The 16154-nt window shown below is 40.2% G+C and carries 13 protein-coding genes; 7 read left to right on the plus strand and 6 right to left on the minus strand.

Features of this window, described 5'->3' with window-relative positions; all coding sequences use genetic code 11:
• Positions 1-610: 610 nt before the first annotated feature.
• Positions 611-913 (plus strand): hypothetical protein, encoded by a 303-nt coding sequence (locus K6I41_RS11380; RefSeq protein ID WP_004793054.1) that lies wholly within the window; start codon positions 611-613, stop codon positions 911-913.
• On the opposite strand, the gene K6I41_RS11385 is transcribed toward K6I41_RS11380, so the two are convergent.
• On the minus strand, positions 906-1811 hold the full coding sequence (locus K6I41_RS11385) for a LysR family transcriptional regulator (RefSeq protein WP_250374325.1): 906 nt from the start codon (positions 1809-1811) through the stop codon (positions 906-908). The genes K6I41_RS11380 and K6I41_RS11385 overlap by 8 nt on opposite strands.
• A gap of 111 nt (positions 1812-1922) precedes the next feature.
• Here K6I41_RS11385 and K6I41_RS11390 point away from each other — a divergent pair, with 111 nt between their 5' ends.
• Positions 1923-3161 (plus strand): SGNH/GDSL hydrolase family protein, encoded by a 1239-nt coding sequence (locus tag K6I41_RS11390; protein ID WP_199987172.1) that lies wholly within the window; start codon positions 1923-1925, stop codon positions 3159-3161.
• A 48-nt stretch (positions 3162-3209) separates the two neighbouring features.
• Here K6I41_RS11390 and K6I41_RS11395 read toward each other — a convergent pair whose 3' ends face one another.
• The 5 genes from K6I41_RS11395 to K6I41_RS11415 form a co-directional block, all read right to left on the minus strand.
• Complete coding sequence (locus K6I41_RS11395) at positions 3210-4565, minus strand: MFS transporter (protein WP_250374326.1); 1356 nt, start codon at positions 4563-4565, stop codon at positions 3210-3212.
• Positions 4566-4665: 100 nt separating this feature from the next.
• Positions 4666-5949 (minus strand): DcaP family trimeric outer membrane transporter, encoded by a 1284-nt coding sequence (locus K6I41_RS11400; RefSeq protein WP_192833745.1) that lies wholly within the window; start codon positions 5947-5949, stop codon positions 4666-4668.
• Between the two features lie 278 nt (positions 5950-6227).
• Entirely contained in the window at positions 6228-6899 is a 672-nt protein-coding gene (locus K6I41_RS11405; RefSeq protein WP_250374327.1) for a class I SAM-dependent methyltransferase, read from the minus strand.
• 71 nt (positions 6900-6970) lie between these two features.
• On the minus strand, positions 6971-8665 hold the full coding sequence (locus K6I41_RS11410; RefSeq protein WP_250374328.1) for an AMP-binding protein: 1695 nt from the start codon (positions 8663-8665) through the stop codon (positions 6971-6973).
• A gap of 109 nt (positions 8666-8774) precedes the next feature.
• Positions 8775-9392, minus strand: coding sequence for a TetR/AcrR family transcriptional regulator (locus tag K6I41_RS11415; RefSeq protein ID WP_004793061.1), 618 nt, complete (start codon positions 9390-9392; stop codon positions 8775-8777).
• 144 nt (positions 9393-9536) lie between these two features.
• On the opposite strand from K6I41_RS11415, the gene K6I41_RS11420 reads away from it, so the two are divergent.
• The 5 genes from K6I41_RS11420 to K6I41_RS11440 are packed head-to-tail and all read left to right on the plus strand — an operon-like array spanning position 9537 to position 16050.
• The gene (locus K6I41_RS11420; RefSeq protein WP_039252507.1) at positions 9537-10709 is read left to right on the plus strand and encodes an isovaleryl-CoA dehydrogenase; all 1173 of its coding nucleotides are present in this window, start codon (positions 9537-9539) and stop codon (positions 10707-10709) included.
• Between the two features lie 24 nt (positions 10710-10733).
• The gene (locus K6I41_RS11425; RefSeq protein ID WP_250374329.1) at positions 10734-12335 is read left to right on the plus strand and encodes a carboxyl transferase domain-containing protein; all 1602 of its coding nucleotides are present in this window, start codon (positions 10734-10736) and stop codon (positions 12333-12335) included.
• A 9-nt stretch (positions 12336-12344) separates the two neighbouring features.
• On the plus strand, positions 12345-13148 hold the full coding sequence (locus tag K6I41_RS11430; protein ID WP_077165861.1) for an enoyl-CoA hydratase/isomerase family protein: 804 nt from the start codon (positions 12345-12347) through the stop codon (positions 13146-13148).
• Positions 13149-13159: 11 nt separating this feature from the next.
• Entirely contained in the window at positions 13160-15151 is a 1992-nt protein-coding gene (locus K6I41_RS11435; RefSeq protein WP_250374330.1) for an acetyl/propionyl/methylcrotonyl-CoA carboxylase subunit alpha, read from the plus strand.
• Positions 15148-16050: a hydroxymethylglutaryl-CoA lyase gene (locus tag K6I41_RS11440; protein WP_250374331.1), complete on the plus strand. Its 903-nt coding sequence runs from the start codon at positions 15148-15150 to the stop codon at positions 16048-16050. Before K6I41_RS11435 ends, K6I41_RS11440 begins: the two co-directional genes overlap by 4 nt.
• Positions 16051-16154: the final 104 nt, after the last annotated feature.

Genomic DNA, 16154 nt, shown 5'->3' on the forward strand with positions numbered 1-16154 from the left:
TTTGATATATAAACATTAAAACTCAATTATTAAGATTAGGTATAATAATTAATCAATCGCTTAAATTCCAAATAATCAGTTATTTTATTAATAAAAATTTAAAAATATTAATATTTGTTTATATAAACCAATCTTTTATTTTTGCAATTGACCCGCTTTAATGCTCAGCTTATGATGCTCCGGCTGACCTATTTTGTCAGTCGGTTTTAGCAGACCGTCTACCTAAGAGCACTAAAAACACGTTTTTTGGTGTGGAGCCCCTCGTGCCTTTGACGGAGGAACGGGAGTGGGACACCTTCGGGTGTGCTGGTTTCTTAGGTATCAGTCTGCTAACCCTCTTTCGTTTCACCACCATAATTAATAGCAGTGATTGGGCGTAACTTCTTTTATCAAGGAGTCTCTAATGACTATTATTTTATATCATTTTATTTTTCTTAAAATTTATTATCTTATCGTTCAGCTTAAAACACTTTTAAAGAATTCCTACCATCTTTTTACCTATCCAAACTTTTATCTTTATACGGAAAAAATCTCAAGATTTAACGCCAATTAAAGATTAGAACATCTCTATACCAAATCGAACGATAACAACAACCAACTAAGAGCAATTATGATGTTTTTTTTATATCGTATTGTTTTAATGTGCATCCTATTAATAAGTTCTATAAGTTTATTAGGTTGCAGATCTATCAGTAAAAATGAATTTAACAGACATTGTGTTTGGGCAGGACGCGCACTTTCACAATGTAATTGTATTTATAACTCTTTAGAAGAACATTATTCGCCACAATTTGTAGAAAACTTACCTAAAGTAAGCTTACAAAATATTGATGCGGATATGCACTTTGTGGAAACGATGAATGAAACCATGCACCAATGTCAGTTAAGTGCCAGAAAAAACTTAATTAACTAATCTTTGCCTGCTCTACCAAGAAATCTAAAAATGCCCTTACGCGTTTAGGGACATATTTGTCATGCCCTATCCAAACAGCATGAAATTCTTCAGAAGCATTGATATTCCAGTCTTCAAGAATTTTAACCAATAGTTTCTGCTCTAGCGCTTTTCGGACTTGGAATTCATTAAGTTGTGCAACGCCAAGACCTGCAAGTGCTAACTGTAAGATTGCTTCTCCATGATTTACTCTCAGAACTTTAGTAGGTGCAAGCGTGATTTCTTGCTCGTCTCTTTTAAAGAACCATGTTTTATTCTGGCGCTGATAACTTACATCTAAAAGCTGGTGTTCATAAAGCTCTTCTGGGTGCTGCGGACAACCATACTTTTCAATATATGCAGGTGAACAGACGTAATGTTTCTGCGTGCTTCCGAGTGAGCGAGCAACCAAATTTGAGCTTTTTAAAGGCCCTGTACGAATTGCAACATCAATCCGTTGCTCAACTAAATTAATAACTTCATCACTCAAATGAGCCTCTAATTCAATTTGTGGATAACACTCGTTAAATAGCGAAATACAAGGCAATAAAAAATGCGTCCAATATGAAAGACTAGTATGAATTCTAATTCGCCCTTGCGGCATATGATTTGCAGTAACTGATTGTTCTAGTTCATCTAAGTTATTGAGTATGTGAATGCCTTGCTCATAAAACTGACATCCTTCACTGGTAAGCTGAAACTGGCGTGTTGAACGGTTCAATAACCTTACACCAAGTCTTTTTTCCAACCGAGAAATTAACTTACTGACCGCAGACGGCGTCATGTCACAAGCTCTTGCAACGGCAGAGAAACTCCCAAGCTCAACCACTCGAATAAAAATTGCCAACTCGCCAGACCGATTAATATCAAAATATGACATAACAAAAGCTATTTATGAATTTCATTCACAAATCTTATTCCGCTTATGTCGCTATAACAAGCCACCAATTTGTTTCAAGATAACTTTAATTCATTTTAAAGAGTTCACGAGATGAAACTTTATCAACCCGCCCTATTCTCTCTCGTTTTATTTACGAGCTTTGCACAAGCAGAAGTACAAAAGAGCGAATGGATTACCACTTGGGCAGCCAGCCCCCAAAAAGTCTGGAATAAAGATTTCGTTTTCCCGACCAATATTCCAGAGCAAATATCTAATCAGACCATCAAACAAATCAGCCAAATTAGTTTAGGTGGTGAAGCTGTTAGGCTTGTCTTTACAAATCAATATGGGAATCAACCGTTATCTATTGATAAAACAACTGTGGGAATATTCAAAGGACAAAGTCTAAAAGCTAAGAGTGCTTATCCTGTTTATTTTTCTGGGAAACTTAAAGCACAAATTTTACCTGGCAAACAACTGATTAGTGATCCAATCCAATTATCAGTTCCCGATCATGCGCAGTTAATGGTAAATAGCTTTATTCAAAAGCCGACTACATTTAAAACTTTTCATTGGGATGCGAAACAAACCAGTTGGATTATTGCTGGCAATCAGACCGCGAACTTAAATACGCCCAGCAGTGCCAAAACAACAACTGCACGGTTATTATTATCGGCTATTGAAGTAAAACCTAAGCATAAAACACATGTTGTTGCAGTCATTGGAGACTCCATTACCGACGGCGCAACTGCAACTTTAGATGCAAATACGAGATGGACTGATTTTTTAGCTAAGCGCTTATCGCCCCATCAAGTAGCGGTTATTAATAGTGGAATTTCAGGGAATCGGTTACTTACAGACGGTATGGGTGACAGTGCTTTAAAACGTTTAAACAGTGAAGTGTTCCAATACTCAGGTGTTAAAACTTTAATTGTTTTAGTTGGTATTAATGATATTTCATGGCCTGGTACTGCTTTTGCACCTAAACAACAAATACCGTCGTTTGAAGCCTTAACCGAAGGTTATAAACGTGTTGTAAAGGAAGCTCATGAGCAAGGCATTCAAGTGATTGGCGCGACGCTACTTCCATTTTCAGGTGCCTTACCCAATACCCCTTTAGATAATTATTACCAACCGAATAAAGATGAATTACGCCAGCGCATTAACCACTGGATGAAAACCAGTAAAACATTTGATGGTGTACTTGATCTTGAGCAAGGCTTAAAAGATTCAAAACATTCAGACCGATTAAATCCAATTTATGATTCGGGAGATCATTTACATCCTAATGATCGCGGTAATCAACAAATGGCAAATCTGGTTGATTTAAACCAGCTAGTTAATCAATAAAACGCCAGATGCAGGTAGGAATTTGCTCCCTACCTGTATCCATATGGATTAATTACCCTCTAACTCGGCGGTAAGTTTTGGTGTAATCGGCTGTTTTTCAGCTGCATAACTTCTTAGAACCATGACAGCGAAAAGCGCCAAAATTGCAGGAATTGCGATCATCACAAAATTCATTTTATGTGGCAATTCTAAACCCAATAACAAGCCCGTTAAGATTGGACCAACAATTGCCCCAATTCGACCAACACCAGAGGCACAGCCAATTCCAGTAGAACGCACACTTAATGGATAATATTGTGCAACGTAACTATAAAGAAGAATTGAAGTACCAATCGTTGCCGCTCCTGCAACAGTCACCAAACCATATAAAACATAGGCTGGTGACTTAAAGCCTAAACCGATTAATGCTAAAACTCCTGCTAGTAACATTCCCATAATTACAGGTTTTAGATGGAATTTATCAGACAAAATACCACCGCCAATTGAACCGATCATTGCACCAACATTTAGGGCAAGCAAGAATAAAATACTTTTGCCCAATGAATACCCTGCTGCCAGCATGAGTTTTGGTAACCAGCTACTTAACGCATACACCATGAGTAAGCACATGAAGAACACGAGCCAGAACATGAGTGTATTGAAAGCACGGCCTTGTTGAAATAATCCTTTTACAGAACTGCCTGTTGGAACATTATCTTCATTAAGCACTAATTGCGTATGTGTTGTTAGGGTTGGTTCAGATGAAATTTTTTGAATAATGCGCTGTGCCTGTTCAGTTTTTCCAGTTTTAACTAAAAAGGTTAAAGACTCGGGTAAAAACTTCCAGATTACAGGTAATAAAAATAATGGAATACCAGCAATTAAAAACATGATTTGCCACCCTTGACTTTCAACCAAATAGCTACCGATCAATGCTGAAAGAATTCCCCCAATTGCATAACCACTAAACATACTCCCCACCAGCGTACTTCTTATACGTTTAGGTGCATATTCTGATGTAAGTGCAACTAAATTTGGCATAACCCCACCAATGCCTAGTCCCGCCAAGAACCGAAGTATCCCAAACTCAAGTGGGCTTGATGCAAAAGCACCTAAAAAGGTGAAACCACTAAAAAAAGTCACACAGATTAAAATTACTTTTTTACGGCCTATTTTGTCTGCCAATGTTCCAAAGAACATTGCCCCAAACATCATTCCACATAGTGCCGTACTTGCTAACATCCCCGCTTGTACAGCTGTTAACGACCACTCTTGCATTAGCAAAGGCAGTACAACGCCATAAATCACCAGATCATAACCATCAAAAACAATAATTAATAAGCACCAAAGCAAAATGCTCCAGTGAAAAGGGGTAAATCGGGCCTGATCAATAACTTCATTTACATTTAATTTAGATGTTGTCATTTACTCACCTCCTCTGTGAGATAAATTCATATTTAATTTTTTAAAACGACATACTGTACCCTAAAGAAAAAACAGATTATTCAAGGTCTTGTTGAATAAATTAAAAGTCATAACTCGCCATCATATTGAAGCGGTTATCAATCCCGTTACGGCCATCAAAAGTTTCTCGTTCGCCATACACATATTCGACCCCCAAGGTAATTGGTTTGTATGGGTTATAAAGTGCATTCACCCAGCCCTGCCAAAGCTCTTTATTTTGGGTGGTGCTATTACGTTGTAATTCAGCAAAACGGTTATCATCTTTGGCTTTCATATAGCCATAAGCTAATGTTGAACGAATTTGTGGCGTAAATTGATGGGTAATACCGAAAGAAACAGTATCAAATTCATTGCTATGCATATTGTTTTGATCATCTATTGCATAGCCGCTGTTACTCCATAGTAGGAAACGCCCATCTCCTTTGACATGGTAATAATCCGCTTTGAGTAAGGTATCAGGCGTAATTTGATATTTACCGCCGAAGCCCACACCCCATGCGACTTGCTCATCATTATTAGTTCTTTTTTCAGCAACTAAACTACGGGCAGATAACATCGAACCATTGGCAAATTTATGATTTAAGCGTCCTACCAAAGCTGGTAAGCGCATTTTATTGTCAGGGTCAGTTGTTGCAGTATATTTCGGGTCTTCAACCGATATTGCAAAACTCGTATTGGCAGTTAAGTTATCGCTATAACGGACGAGCGGTGATCTTAATAATGCACTGCCTACAAATGTGCCTGCATCAATCGTTTCCGGATAATATTCAGGTGCGATAAATGTTGACCACGTTTGACCAATGAGCCATTTATCAAACGTTAAATAAGCATGGCGTATCCGAAACTGATCCCGAGTAGCAGCCCCAAAGAAGTCCATTTCCAGTTTCCCACCCACATCACCCACAGCCGTTGGGGTTTTAAAATTCAACCCAAAACGTGTCACATTAACGGTACTGTGTAATTGGTCTTTTTGAGCAGATTCTTCAGGCGTATTTTCGAGTGGAACCCCACTAATATTGTTATACATGGTAGATGCGCCCTTCATTTGATAAGAAGCATCTGCCCGTATATAACCGTATAAATTAAATTCTGCACCAGACTTAGTTAACACTTGTTTTGTAGGCTGAGCAGCTTGGGGCATTGCAGAAGTTGCTAGCTCTACTCTTTGTTGCGATAAAGATTTCTGAGCTTGCATGTTGGCTTGTAGCATAGCCCGTAGTTCTTTCACTTCTTGGCGAAGTTGTTCTATTTCAGAATCTGTTTGACCTGCAAAAGCAGAAGACACAAACAGGGTCACAGAAACTGCCAATAGGCTTTTTTTAACCGTTGTATTTAAAGCATTTATCATAAAACTTTCCTTTTTTGATCTTTAATTAGACTTAAAGATCTCGACATCCTTTTTGTTATGTACCTATCTAAAACAGGCTCTTAAACATCAGACTTTCTTCCTCTAGAAAGTCTTCCTCATATTTTTTAGACAAAACCTCCCTTAAGCAGCATTGAGGCCACTTTTTAATGTGTTATAGGTAAAGCTAGTTCTTCTAATTTTTTTCGTTTTTTATATTCTCATCCTCATTGAGAATATTTAGGTGTTAAGACAACATTCCTTTGTCTCTACTGACATTATTTTTTTGCAATAAAACCCTGATAAGTCAAAATTTGCGTATACGGCTGTACGCTCTCGAAACCAGTCTTTTGCAAAAGTTTGATATATCCTTCAGTGGTTAAGCTAAAAAAGTCTTGTGCCATACGCTCTAACATTTTCTGACATTGCTCTTCCGTTAAACCTTGAGCCAAGCATAAATAACGTAGTGCTTGAAGCTGCTGTGGGTTTACACACGTCATTAAATCGTAAGTAAGTAAAACCGCTTTTTCCTTTAAGCGAGCATAAATATCTTTAAAAAAAACAGGTTTTATCTCATCTGCAATAAAATGAGCCACGAGAATAGAAAGTGCAGCATCAAAGCAATTTTCCAGAGGCAAAGCCGAAGTTTCACCATGTACAAAGGTAACTTGTGAAGATTTATCTAAAAGTTCAACCTGTTCCTGAGCTTTTTGCAGCATGGTCAAAGATGGATCAACTGCTGTAAATTTCCAGTTCGGATGTCGTTTAAGTAAATATTCGAGTTCATAACCCGTACCACAGCCTACAATTAAAATATGAGCATTAGGTTTCAACACTGATTGCAAAATGGCATCCACCTGTTGATGGATCACTTCATAACCTGGAATTAATTTACGAATATGTTCGTCATATCCTTCGACTACTTTTGGGTTATTAAAGTCTTTTGCCATTTTGCTTATCCTCTATTTAAACTGCCTTTCAACTTATAGTTTGCTGCACTTTGAATGGGCTTACGACTTCTTTAGTCAAAAACATTTCCAGTTAAATTAAGTTCAGCTCGCATAATTTCCTGCAATTTAAACTTTTGCGCTTTGCCTGAAGCAGTCATTGGAAACTCATTAAAGAATCGGACATAACGCGGTACTTTATTATGAGAAATGTGCTCTTTGCAGAATTGGCGAATACTGTCTTCATCAATTTGATGATGTTCATGCAAAATAATACAAGCACAAAGTTCTTCACCATATCTCGCATCTGGTAAGCCAATCACTTGAACATCGCTTACATCTGGATGGGTATATAAAAAGTCTTCAATCTCTTTTGGAAACAGATTTTCCCCACCACGAATCACCACATCTTTAATACGACCTTTAATTTTAATAAAACCGTCTTGGTCCATTTCGGCAATATCACCCGTATGCATCCAGCCAGCCGCATCAATCACTTCACGGGTCTTTTCTTCTTCGCCCCAATAACCCGCCATCACGGAATAACCGCGGACGCATAGCTCACCCAAAGTCCCTTGCGGAACAATCTGCCCTTCTAAATCGACAATTTTAATTTCAACATGCGGATGAACATGCCCAACCGTGCTTACTCGTTTATCAATCGAATCATTTACCGAACTTTGTACACTTACTGGTGAGGTTTCAGTCATGCCATAACAAATGGTGATTTCAGACATATGCATACGGTCTATGACACGCTGCATAATTTCACGTGGACAAGGGCTACCTGCCATGATTCCTGTTCTTAAACTCGATAGATCAAACTCATTAAACTGTTCATGCTCTAAAGTGGCAATAAACATAGTAGGCACGCCATAAGCCGCCGTACAGCGTTCTTGATGAATCGCTTTTAAAGTTTCTAAAGGATTAAATACCGCCGATGGATATACCATGGTTGACCCATGTGTAACGCAGGCTAGATTCCCCATCACCATGCCAAAACAATGAAACAAAGGCACAGAAATACAGACTTTATCTTGAGGGGTTAAACGTATCCCTTCACCGACAAAATAACCATTATTTAAAATATTATGGTGGGTCAACATAGTCCCTTTAGGGTTACCTGTTGTGCCTGAGGTAAATTGAATATTAATGGTTTCATCAAACTGATGTTGCTTCGCTAATTGTTTTAATTGTTCTAGCTGTTCAGAAGTTGGTTTAGTGACTAAATCACTAAAACGATAAATACCCGTATGTTGTTGGTCATCAATTTTAATGACAAATTTTAAATGTGGCAGTCGCGCTGAACTGAGCACTTTATCTGAACTGTTGGTTAACTCAGGGGCAATTTTTGTGAGTAATTCTTGGTAATCAGTGGTTTTGAATTGAGAAGCAATAATCAATCCTTTGCATGAGACTTTATTCAACACATATTCAAGTTCATGGCTTTTATAAGCTGTATTCAGATTGACTAAAATAATCCCTGCTTTAAAAGCTGCAAATTGGGTTACCGTCCATTCCACACAGTTAGGTGACCAGATGGCTAATCGATCTCCTTTTTTTAATCCCAATTTTAAAAGGCTACACGCAAAAGCGTTTACTTCATCCTGCAAAGCTTTATAGGTTAATCGTCTGTTTTGGTGGAAACTGACGATTGCTTCCTTTTCAGAATATTGCCGACAGGCCTGATCAAATTGTTCACCAATAGTCATACCCAATAAGGGCTGTGTGCTTGGTCCCGAGGCGTAGCTTAACCGTTCTTGTTGCATTGAATCATTCTCCTTGATTCTTCTAATTCTCTTCTTACCTGATCTAATTGTTGTTACTGCAACTACTTTTCCAAACCGCCTACCTTGTAATGTTTATCCTTTATATGCCCTATTTCTTCTGCACAGCATCTACACAAAAGTCAGCAATCTGTTTTGAAAAATAGTCTTTGTGCGCATGATCAAACTTTGTATTTTGAGCTGGGTCTAGGGGTTCAACCACCACATAGGTCATGGCACCGACAACACAAAGTGCGGCTGTGTTTAAATCATCCAAGACAAACTCACCACTTGCATTTCCATCCGCAAGTATTTTTTTAATACTTTGTTTAATCAATTGCTTCACACGAAAACGCTCATGTTCAACCGTTGAATCGACGGGTTCAAACATGAGTGAATATGCAAGCTGAGGACTATTCAGTGCCCGTTTTACAAAGGTTGCCACCGCCTTGTGTAATTTCTGCTTTGCCGATAACTCACTTTCGGTAATCGAATCAATCACCAATAGTTCTGTATTAATAGCCTCGGACAAAACTTCAATTAGCACTTGGCTTTTATTATCAAAGTAGCGATAAACCAGTCCACTAGATACACCCGCTTGCTCTGCAATTGTTTGTATTTGCGCGTCTTTAAATCCTCCCTCTGAAATTATTTTTCTGGCTGAATTCAAAATCGATTTACGATTTTGCTCCATCCGCTCTTGCATTAAAGATGATCGTTTATAGCTCATAATTTATTCTCTAACAAATAAAATGAATTGTAAATCATTTTATGAATCTGTATTCACTTTTTCAAAAAATCATTGTATGTTACTTATCAAATACCCACAAAATATTTTATGGACAACAAATATAACCAATAGGATGAAAATATCATGAACCTACGCAGCTTGAATTTCGGTCTAGATGAAACTTTAATTGCGCTTCAAGATTCGGTAGCCGCATTTTGTGCAAAAGAAATTGCACCAATTGCCCAACAAGTTGATCAAGACAACAAATTCCCTGCACATCTCTGGAAAAAATTCGGAGATATGGGCCTTTTAGGCATGACGGTTTCTGAAGAATATGGCGGTGCCAATATGGGTTATTTAGCTCATATTATTGCCATGCAAGAAATTTCTCGTGCTTCGGCAGCCATTGGTTTGTCTTACGGTGCTCATTCTAATTTATGTGTAAACCAAATTAACCGTAACGGTAACGAGCAGCAAAAACAGAAATATTTACCAAAATTGATTTCCGGTGAATATGTTGGTGCCCTTGCGATGTCTGAACCAAATGCGGGTTCTGATGTCGTCAGCATGAAATTACGTGCAGAGCAAAAAGGTGATCACTTCATTTTAAACGGTTCAAAAATGTGGATCACTAACGGCGGTGATGCAGATGTATTGGTGGTTTACGCTAAAACTGATCCACAAGCTGGCGCGAAAGGCATGACCGCTTTCTTAATTGAAAAAGGCATGAAAGGCTTTAGTCACGGTAACCATTTAGACAAACTCGGTATGCGTGGCTCTAACACTTACCCGCTGTTCTTTGACAATGTAGAAGTACCTGCTGAAAACGTACTCGGTGGTGTTGGTAACGGCACAAAAGTACTGATGAGTGGTTTGGACTATGAACGTGCAGTTTTGAGTGCTGGGCCTTTAGGCATTATGGATGCCTGCCTAGATGTGGTAATTCCATACTTACACCAACGTGAACAGTTTGGCCAAGCTTTAGGTGAATTCCAGCTTATGCAAGGCAAACTTGCCGATATGTATTCAACTTGGTTGGCATGTAAAGCTCTTGTTTATGCTGTTGGCGCTGCATGTGATAAAGCTGACCATGACCGCAGCCTACGTAAAGATGCTGCAAGTGCCATTTTATATGCTGCCGAAAAAGCAACATGGATGGCTGGTGAAGCAATTCAAACTTTAGGCGGCAACGGTTATATCAATGAATTCCCTGCTGGCCGTTTATGGCGCGATGCAAAACTTTATGAAATTGGTGCAGGAACTTCTGAAATTCGCCGCATGCTGATTGGCCGCGAACTTTTCAATGAAACCAAATAATAATTATAAATAAGGACGCATCTTATGAACCAATTACAAAGCAAGATTAATGTTCGAAGTGAAGACTTCAAAACAAACCAGCAAGCCATGCAAACATTGGTCACAGATCTAAAACAAGTTGCCCAGCGTATTGCTTTAGGTGGTGGTGAAAATGCCCGTCAGAAACATTTGGCTCGAGGTAAACTTTTACCCCGTGAACGTATTGATCAACTCATTGATGTCGGCACGGCATTTTTAGAAATTGGTCAATTGGCAGCGTACAACGTTTATGAAGATGATGTTCCTGCCGCAGGTGTGATCGCGGGTATTGGTCAAGTCAACGGCATCACTTGCATGATCGTTGCCAACGATGCAACAGTTAAAGGCGGAACGTATTATCCCCTTACGGTTAAAAAGCATTTACGCGCACAAGAAATTGCTGAACAAAATCACTTGCCTTGTATTTATTTAGTGGATTCTGGCGGTGCTTATTTACCAATGCAAGATGAGGTTTTCCCAGACCGTGATCACTTTGGGCGTATTTTCTATAATCAGGCACGCATGTCGAGCCTAGGTATTGCCCAAATTGCTGTGGTGATGGGTAGCTGTACCGCAGGTGGTGCTTATGTACCTGCCATGTCGGATGAAACGATTATTGTCCGTAATCAAGGTACAATATTCTTAGGTGGCCCTCCTCTGGTAAAAGCTGCAACTGGCGAAGTGGTGAGCAGTGAAGACTTAGGCGGTGGTGATGTCCATACACGGCTTTCGGGTGTAGCTGACCATTTAGCTGAAAATGATGAACATGCGATTGCCATTGCACGAAACATTGTCGCTAACCTAAATAAAAAGCCAAATGACTTAAATAAACAAGTTGATGAACCATTGTTTGATGCATCAGAACTCTATGGCGTGGTGCCAAGTGATGCGCGTAAACCTTTCGATGTACGTGAAGTGATTGCCCGCATTGTAGATGGCTCTCGTTTTGATGAGTTCAAAGCACGCTTTGGTTCAACACTGATTACTGGTTTCGCTTCACTCTATGGTATGCCAGTCGGCATTATTGCCAATAACGGAATTTTATTTTCAGAGTCTGCACAAAAAGGTGCGCACTTTATTGAGTTATGCACCCAGCGCAATATTCCATTGTTATTCCTACAAAACATTACGGGCTTTATGGTTGGTCGCCAGTATGAAAATGAAGGGATTGCAAAAAACGGCGCCAAATTAGTGATGGCAGTTGCAACCGCAAATGTACCAAAACTTACCCTGATTATTGGTGGTTCGTTTGGTGCGGGTAACTACGGCATGTGTGGCCGTGCTTATTCACCACGCTTTTTATGGACTTGGCCGAACTCTCGTATTTCAGTGATGGGCGGCGAACAAGCAGCAAGCGTGCTGTCAACTTTAAAACGTGATCAGATTGAGCAAAAAGGTGCTGAGTGGTCAGCTCAACAAGAAGACGAGTTTAAACAACCAATTCGTGAACAGTACGAGCGCCAAGGCCATCCATATTATGCATCTGCCCGCCTTTGGGATGACGGTGTAATCGACCCAGCGCAAACTCGCCAAGTACTCGGTTTAAGTCTTGCATCTGCGATGAATGCTCCAATCCAGCCAACCAAATTTGGCGTATTCCGCATGTAAGAGGTGTATATGAGCTATCAATTTTTACAACTCGAACAACAAGGTCAGGTTGCCTATGTTTGGCTGAACCGCCCTGAATTGCACAATGCCTTTAATACGACAGTCATTGAAGAGCTGCATGCCTGCTTTAAACAAATCAATACACGTGATGATATTCGCGTTGTGGTTTTAGCAGGTCGCGGCAAAAGCTTTTCAGCAGGTGCTGACCTCAACTGGATGAAACAGGCAGGTCAAGCATCTTCAGCAGAAAATGAAGCAGATGCATTAAAACTTGCGCAAATGTTGGATGCACTTGCAACGCTAAAACAACCGACTATTGCTCGTGTACATGGCATAGCCTTTGGTGGTGGCATGGGTTTGGCATCGGCATGTGATATTTGCATTGCCAGCACTGATGCCAAGTTTGCAACCTCTGAAGTTCGTTTAGGACTTGCTCCATCTACCATTAGTCCTTATGTGATTCGTGCGATTGGTGCAAGACAAGCCTCTCGTTACTTCTTAACTGCCGAGCGAATTTCAGCACGTGAAGCTAAACACATTGGTTTGGCACACGAAGTAGCAGATGCCGAAGATTTAGATAAAAAAGTTCAAGAAATTATTGATGCTCTATTACTTGGTGGCCCGCACGCTCAAGCGGCTTCAAAACAACTCATTCAAATGGTGAGCAACCAGACCATGAGTAATGACTTGCTGCAACAGACAGCACATCATATTGCTCAAGTTCGTCAAGGTAGCGAGGCAAAAGAAGGTCTGAGTGCCTTTTTAAATAAACAACAGCCTGCTTGGGTTTCTAACTCGAATAACAACAATTAAGGACGATCATCATGTTTGAAAAGATTTTAATTGCGAACCGTGGCGAAATTGCCTGCCGTGTAATTCGCACAGCTAAAAAATTAGGTATTAGAACGGTTGCTGTTTACTCCGATGCAGACGCAAATGCACAACACGTCAAACTTGCAGATGAAGCGGTTTATATTGGTCAGTCCCCTGCAACACAAAGTTATTTGCAAGCCGACCGCATTATTCAAGCAGCGATTGATACAGGCAGCCAAGCAGTTCACCCAGGCTACGGTTTCCTTTCTGAAAATGACCAGTTTGCACTCGCTTGCCAACAACACAACATTTGCTTTATAGGCCCACCAGTGGATGCCATTTTAGCGATGGGCTTAAAAGCGACCTCGAAAGCTTTAATGGAAAAAGCTGGTGTCCCTTTAACACCGGGTTATCACGGAACCAACCAAGATGCCGACTTTTTAAAACAACAGGCAGACCGAATTGGCTATCCTGTTTTAATTAAAGCCAGTGCGGGCGGCGGTGGTAAAGGCATGAGTCTGGTTGAACGCAGTGAAGATTTTCTGCATGCCTTAGCCTCTTGTAAACGTGAAGCAAAATCAAGCTTTGGTAATGATGACGTCTTAATTGAGCGTTATGTGATTCAGCCTAGACATATTGAAGTTCAAGTGTTTGGCGATACACATGGCAACTATGTTCATTTGTTTGAACGCGACTGTTCTGTACAACGCCGCCACCAAAAAGTGTTAGAAGAAGCCCCTGCTCCACAAATGCCAAGCGAAAAGCTCGATGCAATGCGCCAAGCTGCAATTGATGCTGCACGTGCGGTAAATTACGTTGGTGCCGGTACGGTTGAGTTTATTGTGGAACAAGACGGTACGGCGTATTTCATGGAAATGAATACCCGCCTACAAGTTGAACACCCTGTCACTGAAATGATTACAGGTGAAGACTTGGTTGAATGGCAACTTCGTGTCGCTTATGGCGAACCTTTACCTAAATTACAAAATGAATTGCAAATTCACGGGCATGCGCTCGAAGCACGTATTTACGCCGAAGAACCTGAAAAAGGTTTTTTACCTGCGATCGGTAAAATTGACTATTTGCGTTACCCAACTCAAAACCAATATGTACGTGTAGACAGCGGTATTGTTGAAGGCGATGAAATCACGACCTATTACGACCCAATGATTGCCAAACTCATCGTATGGGGTAAAAACCGTGAAGCTGCGCTTATTCAAATGCAAAATGCTTTAAGCCAATTCCATGTCGATGGTTTAGGCAACAATATTGCTTTTCTTGAAAAAATTGTTCGTAGCGAATCATTTAAACAAGCCAAGCTTGATACCAACCTGATTCAACGTGAACAAAACTTCTTGTTTAGTCCTGAAGAGATCAAACCTGAACTTGTGGTAGCAGCGGCATTTATTGAGTTTCTAAGTAAACTTAATAACAATAGCTCAAGCCAAAAACAGCTTTGGCAGGCTCAACCACTTTGGCGTTTAAATATTGCTTATCAGCACAGCATTAAACTGAATTATTTAAACCAAAATATCCAAATCAAATTTGCCTCAAATGAAGATGGCTTCACCGCAGAATATAACGGTCAAAGCTACCCGATTTCTGGACAATTGATTGATGCGCATACGGCCTCTGTTCAAATTGCTGGGACTAAGCAAAAACTGTCTTTTAACCAAAGTCAGCAAGGCATTACCTTATTCCAAAATGGACAAAGCTATAAGTTTGCTTATATTCGCCAAGACTTTAACCAGGCAGATAGCCAAGCTGACGAAGGCCACCTAAAAGCACCAATGCCGGGTGTAGTCACACAAGTGCTAGTAAGTGCAAATCATAGCGTGAAGAAAGACGATATTTTAATGACGCTTGAAGCGATGAAAATGGAATACACCATCCGTGCCCCTAAAGATGGCGTGATTGTGGACTCCTATTTCCAAGTTGGCGATCAGGTTAAAGCTGGCGATGAGCTTGTAGAATTTCAGCCCGCTCAGGAGGAAGTTGCATGAGTGAGTTTGTCAAAATTGTGGAGGTCGGTCCGAGAGATGGCCTCCAAAATGAAAAGCAGGCTTTAACGGTTGAACAACGCTTAAACTTTATTAATGACTTGATAAATGCGGGCCTAAAATCAATTGAAGTGGGTTCATGCGTTTCGGCAAAATGGGTGCCGCAAATGGCTCAAAGTGACGAGCTATTTAAGCTGTTACCCCAAACAACCGATGTGCAATTTAGCCTGCTCACTCCCAATATCAAAGGTTTTGAAACTGCTCAAGCGGTAGGATGCAAAGAGGTTGCGGTGTTTACCGCAGCTTCTGAAAGCTTTACCCGTAAAAATATCAACTGCTCAATCGATGAAAGCTTTGAAAAATTTAGCGATGTTCTGAGCGCAGCAAAAGCACATAACATCCGTGTGCGTGGTTATGTCTCTTGTATAGTCGATTGTCCATATGAAGGCGCAATTGCTCCTGAACAAGTGGTAAAAGTTGTTAAACGGCTCTATGACATGGGCTGCTATGAAGTGTCTTTAGGTGAAACCATTGGCACCGCAACACCAGATCGCGTTCAAAAGGTTTGGCAAGCATGCCTCGCTGAACTCGACAGCAAGGTTTTGGCTGGGCATTTCCATAACACCTATGGCATGGCGATTGCCAATATTTATCAGTCTTTACAACAAGGCATTCGTGTTTTTGATTCGTCTCTTGCAGGACTTGGCGGTTGCCCTTATGCCAAAGGTGCTTCTGGCAATGTATCGACCGAAGATCTATTTTATTTGCTGTCACACATGGGCTTTGAAACTGGCATTGACTTAGAAAAGCTAATGCCAGCCAGCCAAAATATTAGCAATGTATTAAACCGAAAAAGCTTGTCGAATTATGCAAATGCTTATTGGCAAACCAAGTGTGCCTAGTCATCAATTAAAGTAGCTCAGCATCTGGTATAAGGCTTAATATTAGGCCGAGTACCAGATTATCACGTCTAATCTTTATCTCATTTCGTTCAAGAATTGGGACT

This window comes from Acinetobacter sp. AS23 (assembly GCF_023612055.1).
GTDB classification, from domain to species: domain Bacteria; phylum Pseudomonadota; class Gammaproteobacteria; order Pseudomonadales; family Moraxellaceae; genus Acinetobacter; species Acinetobacter oleivorans.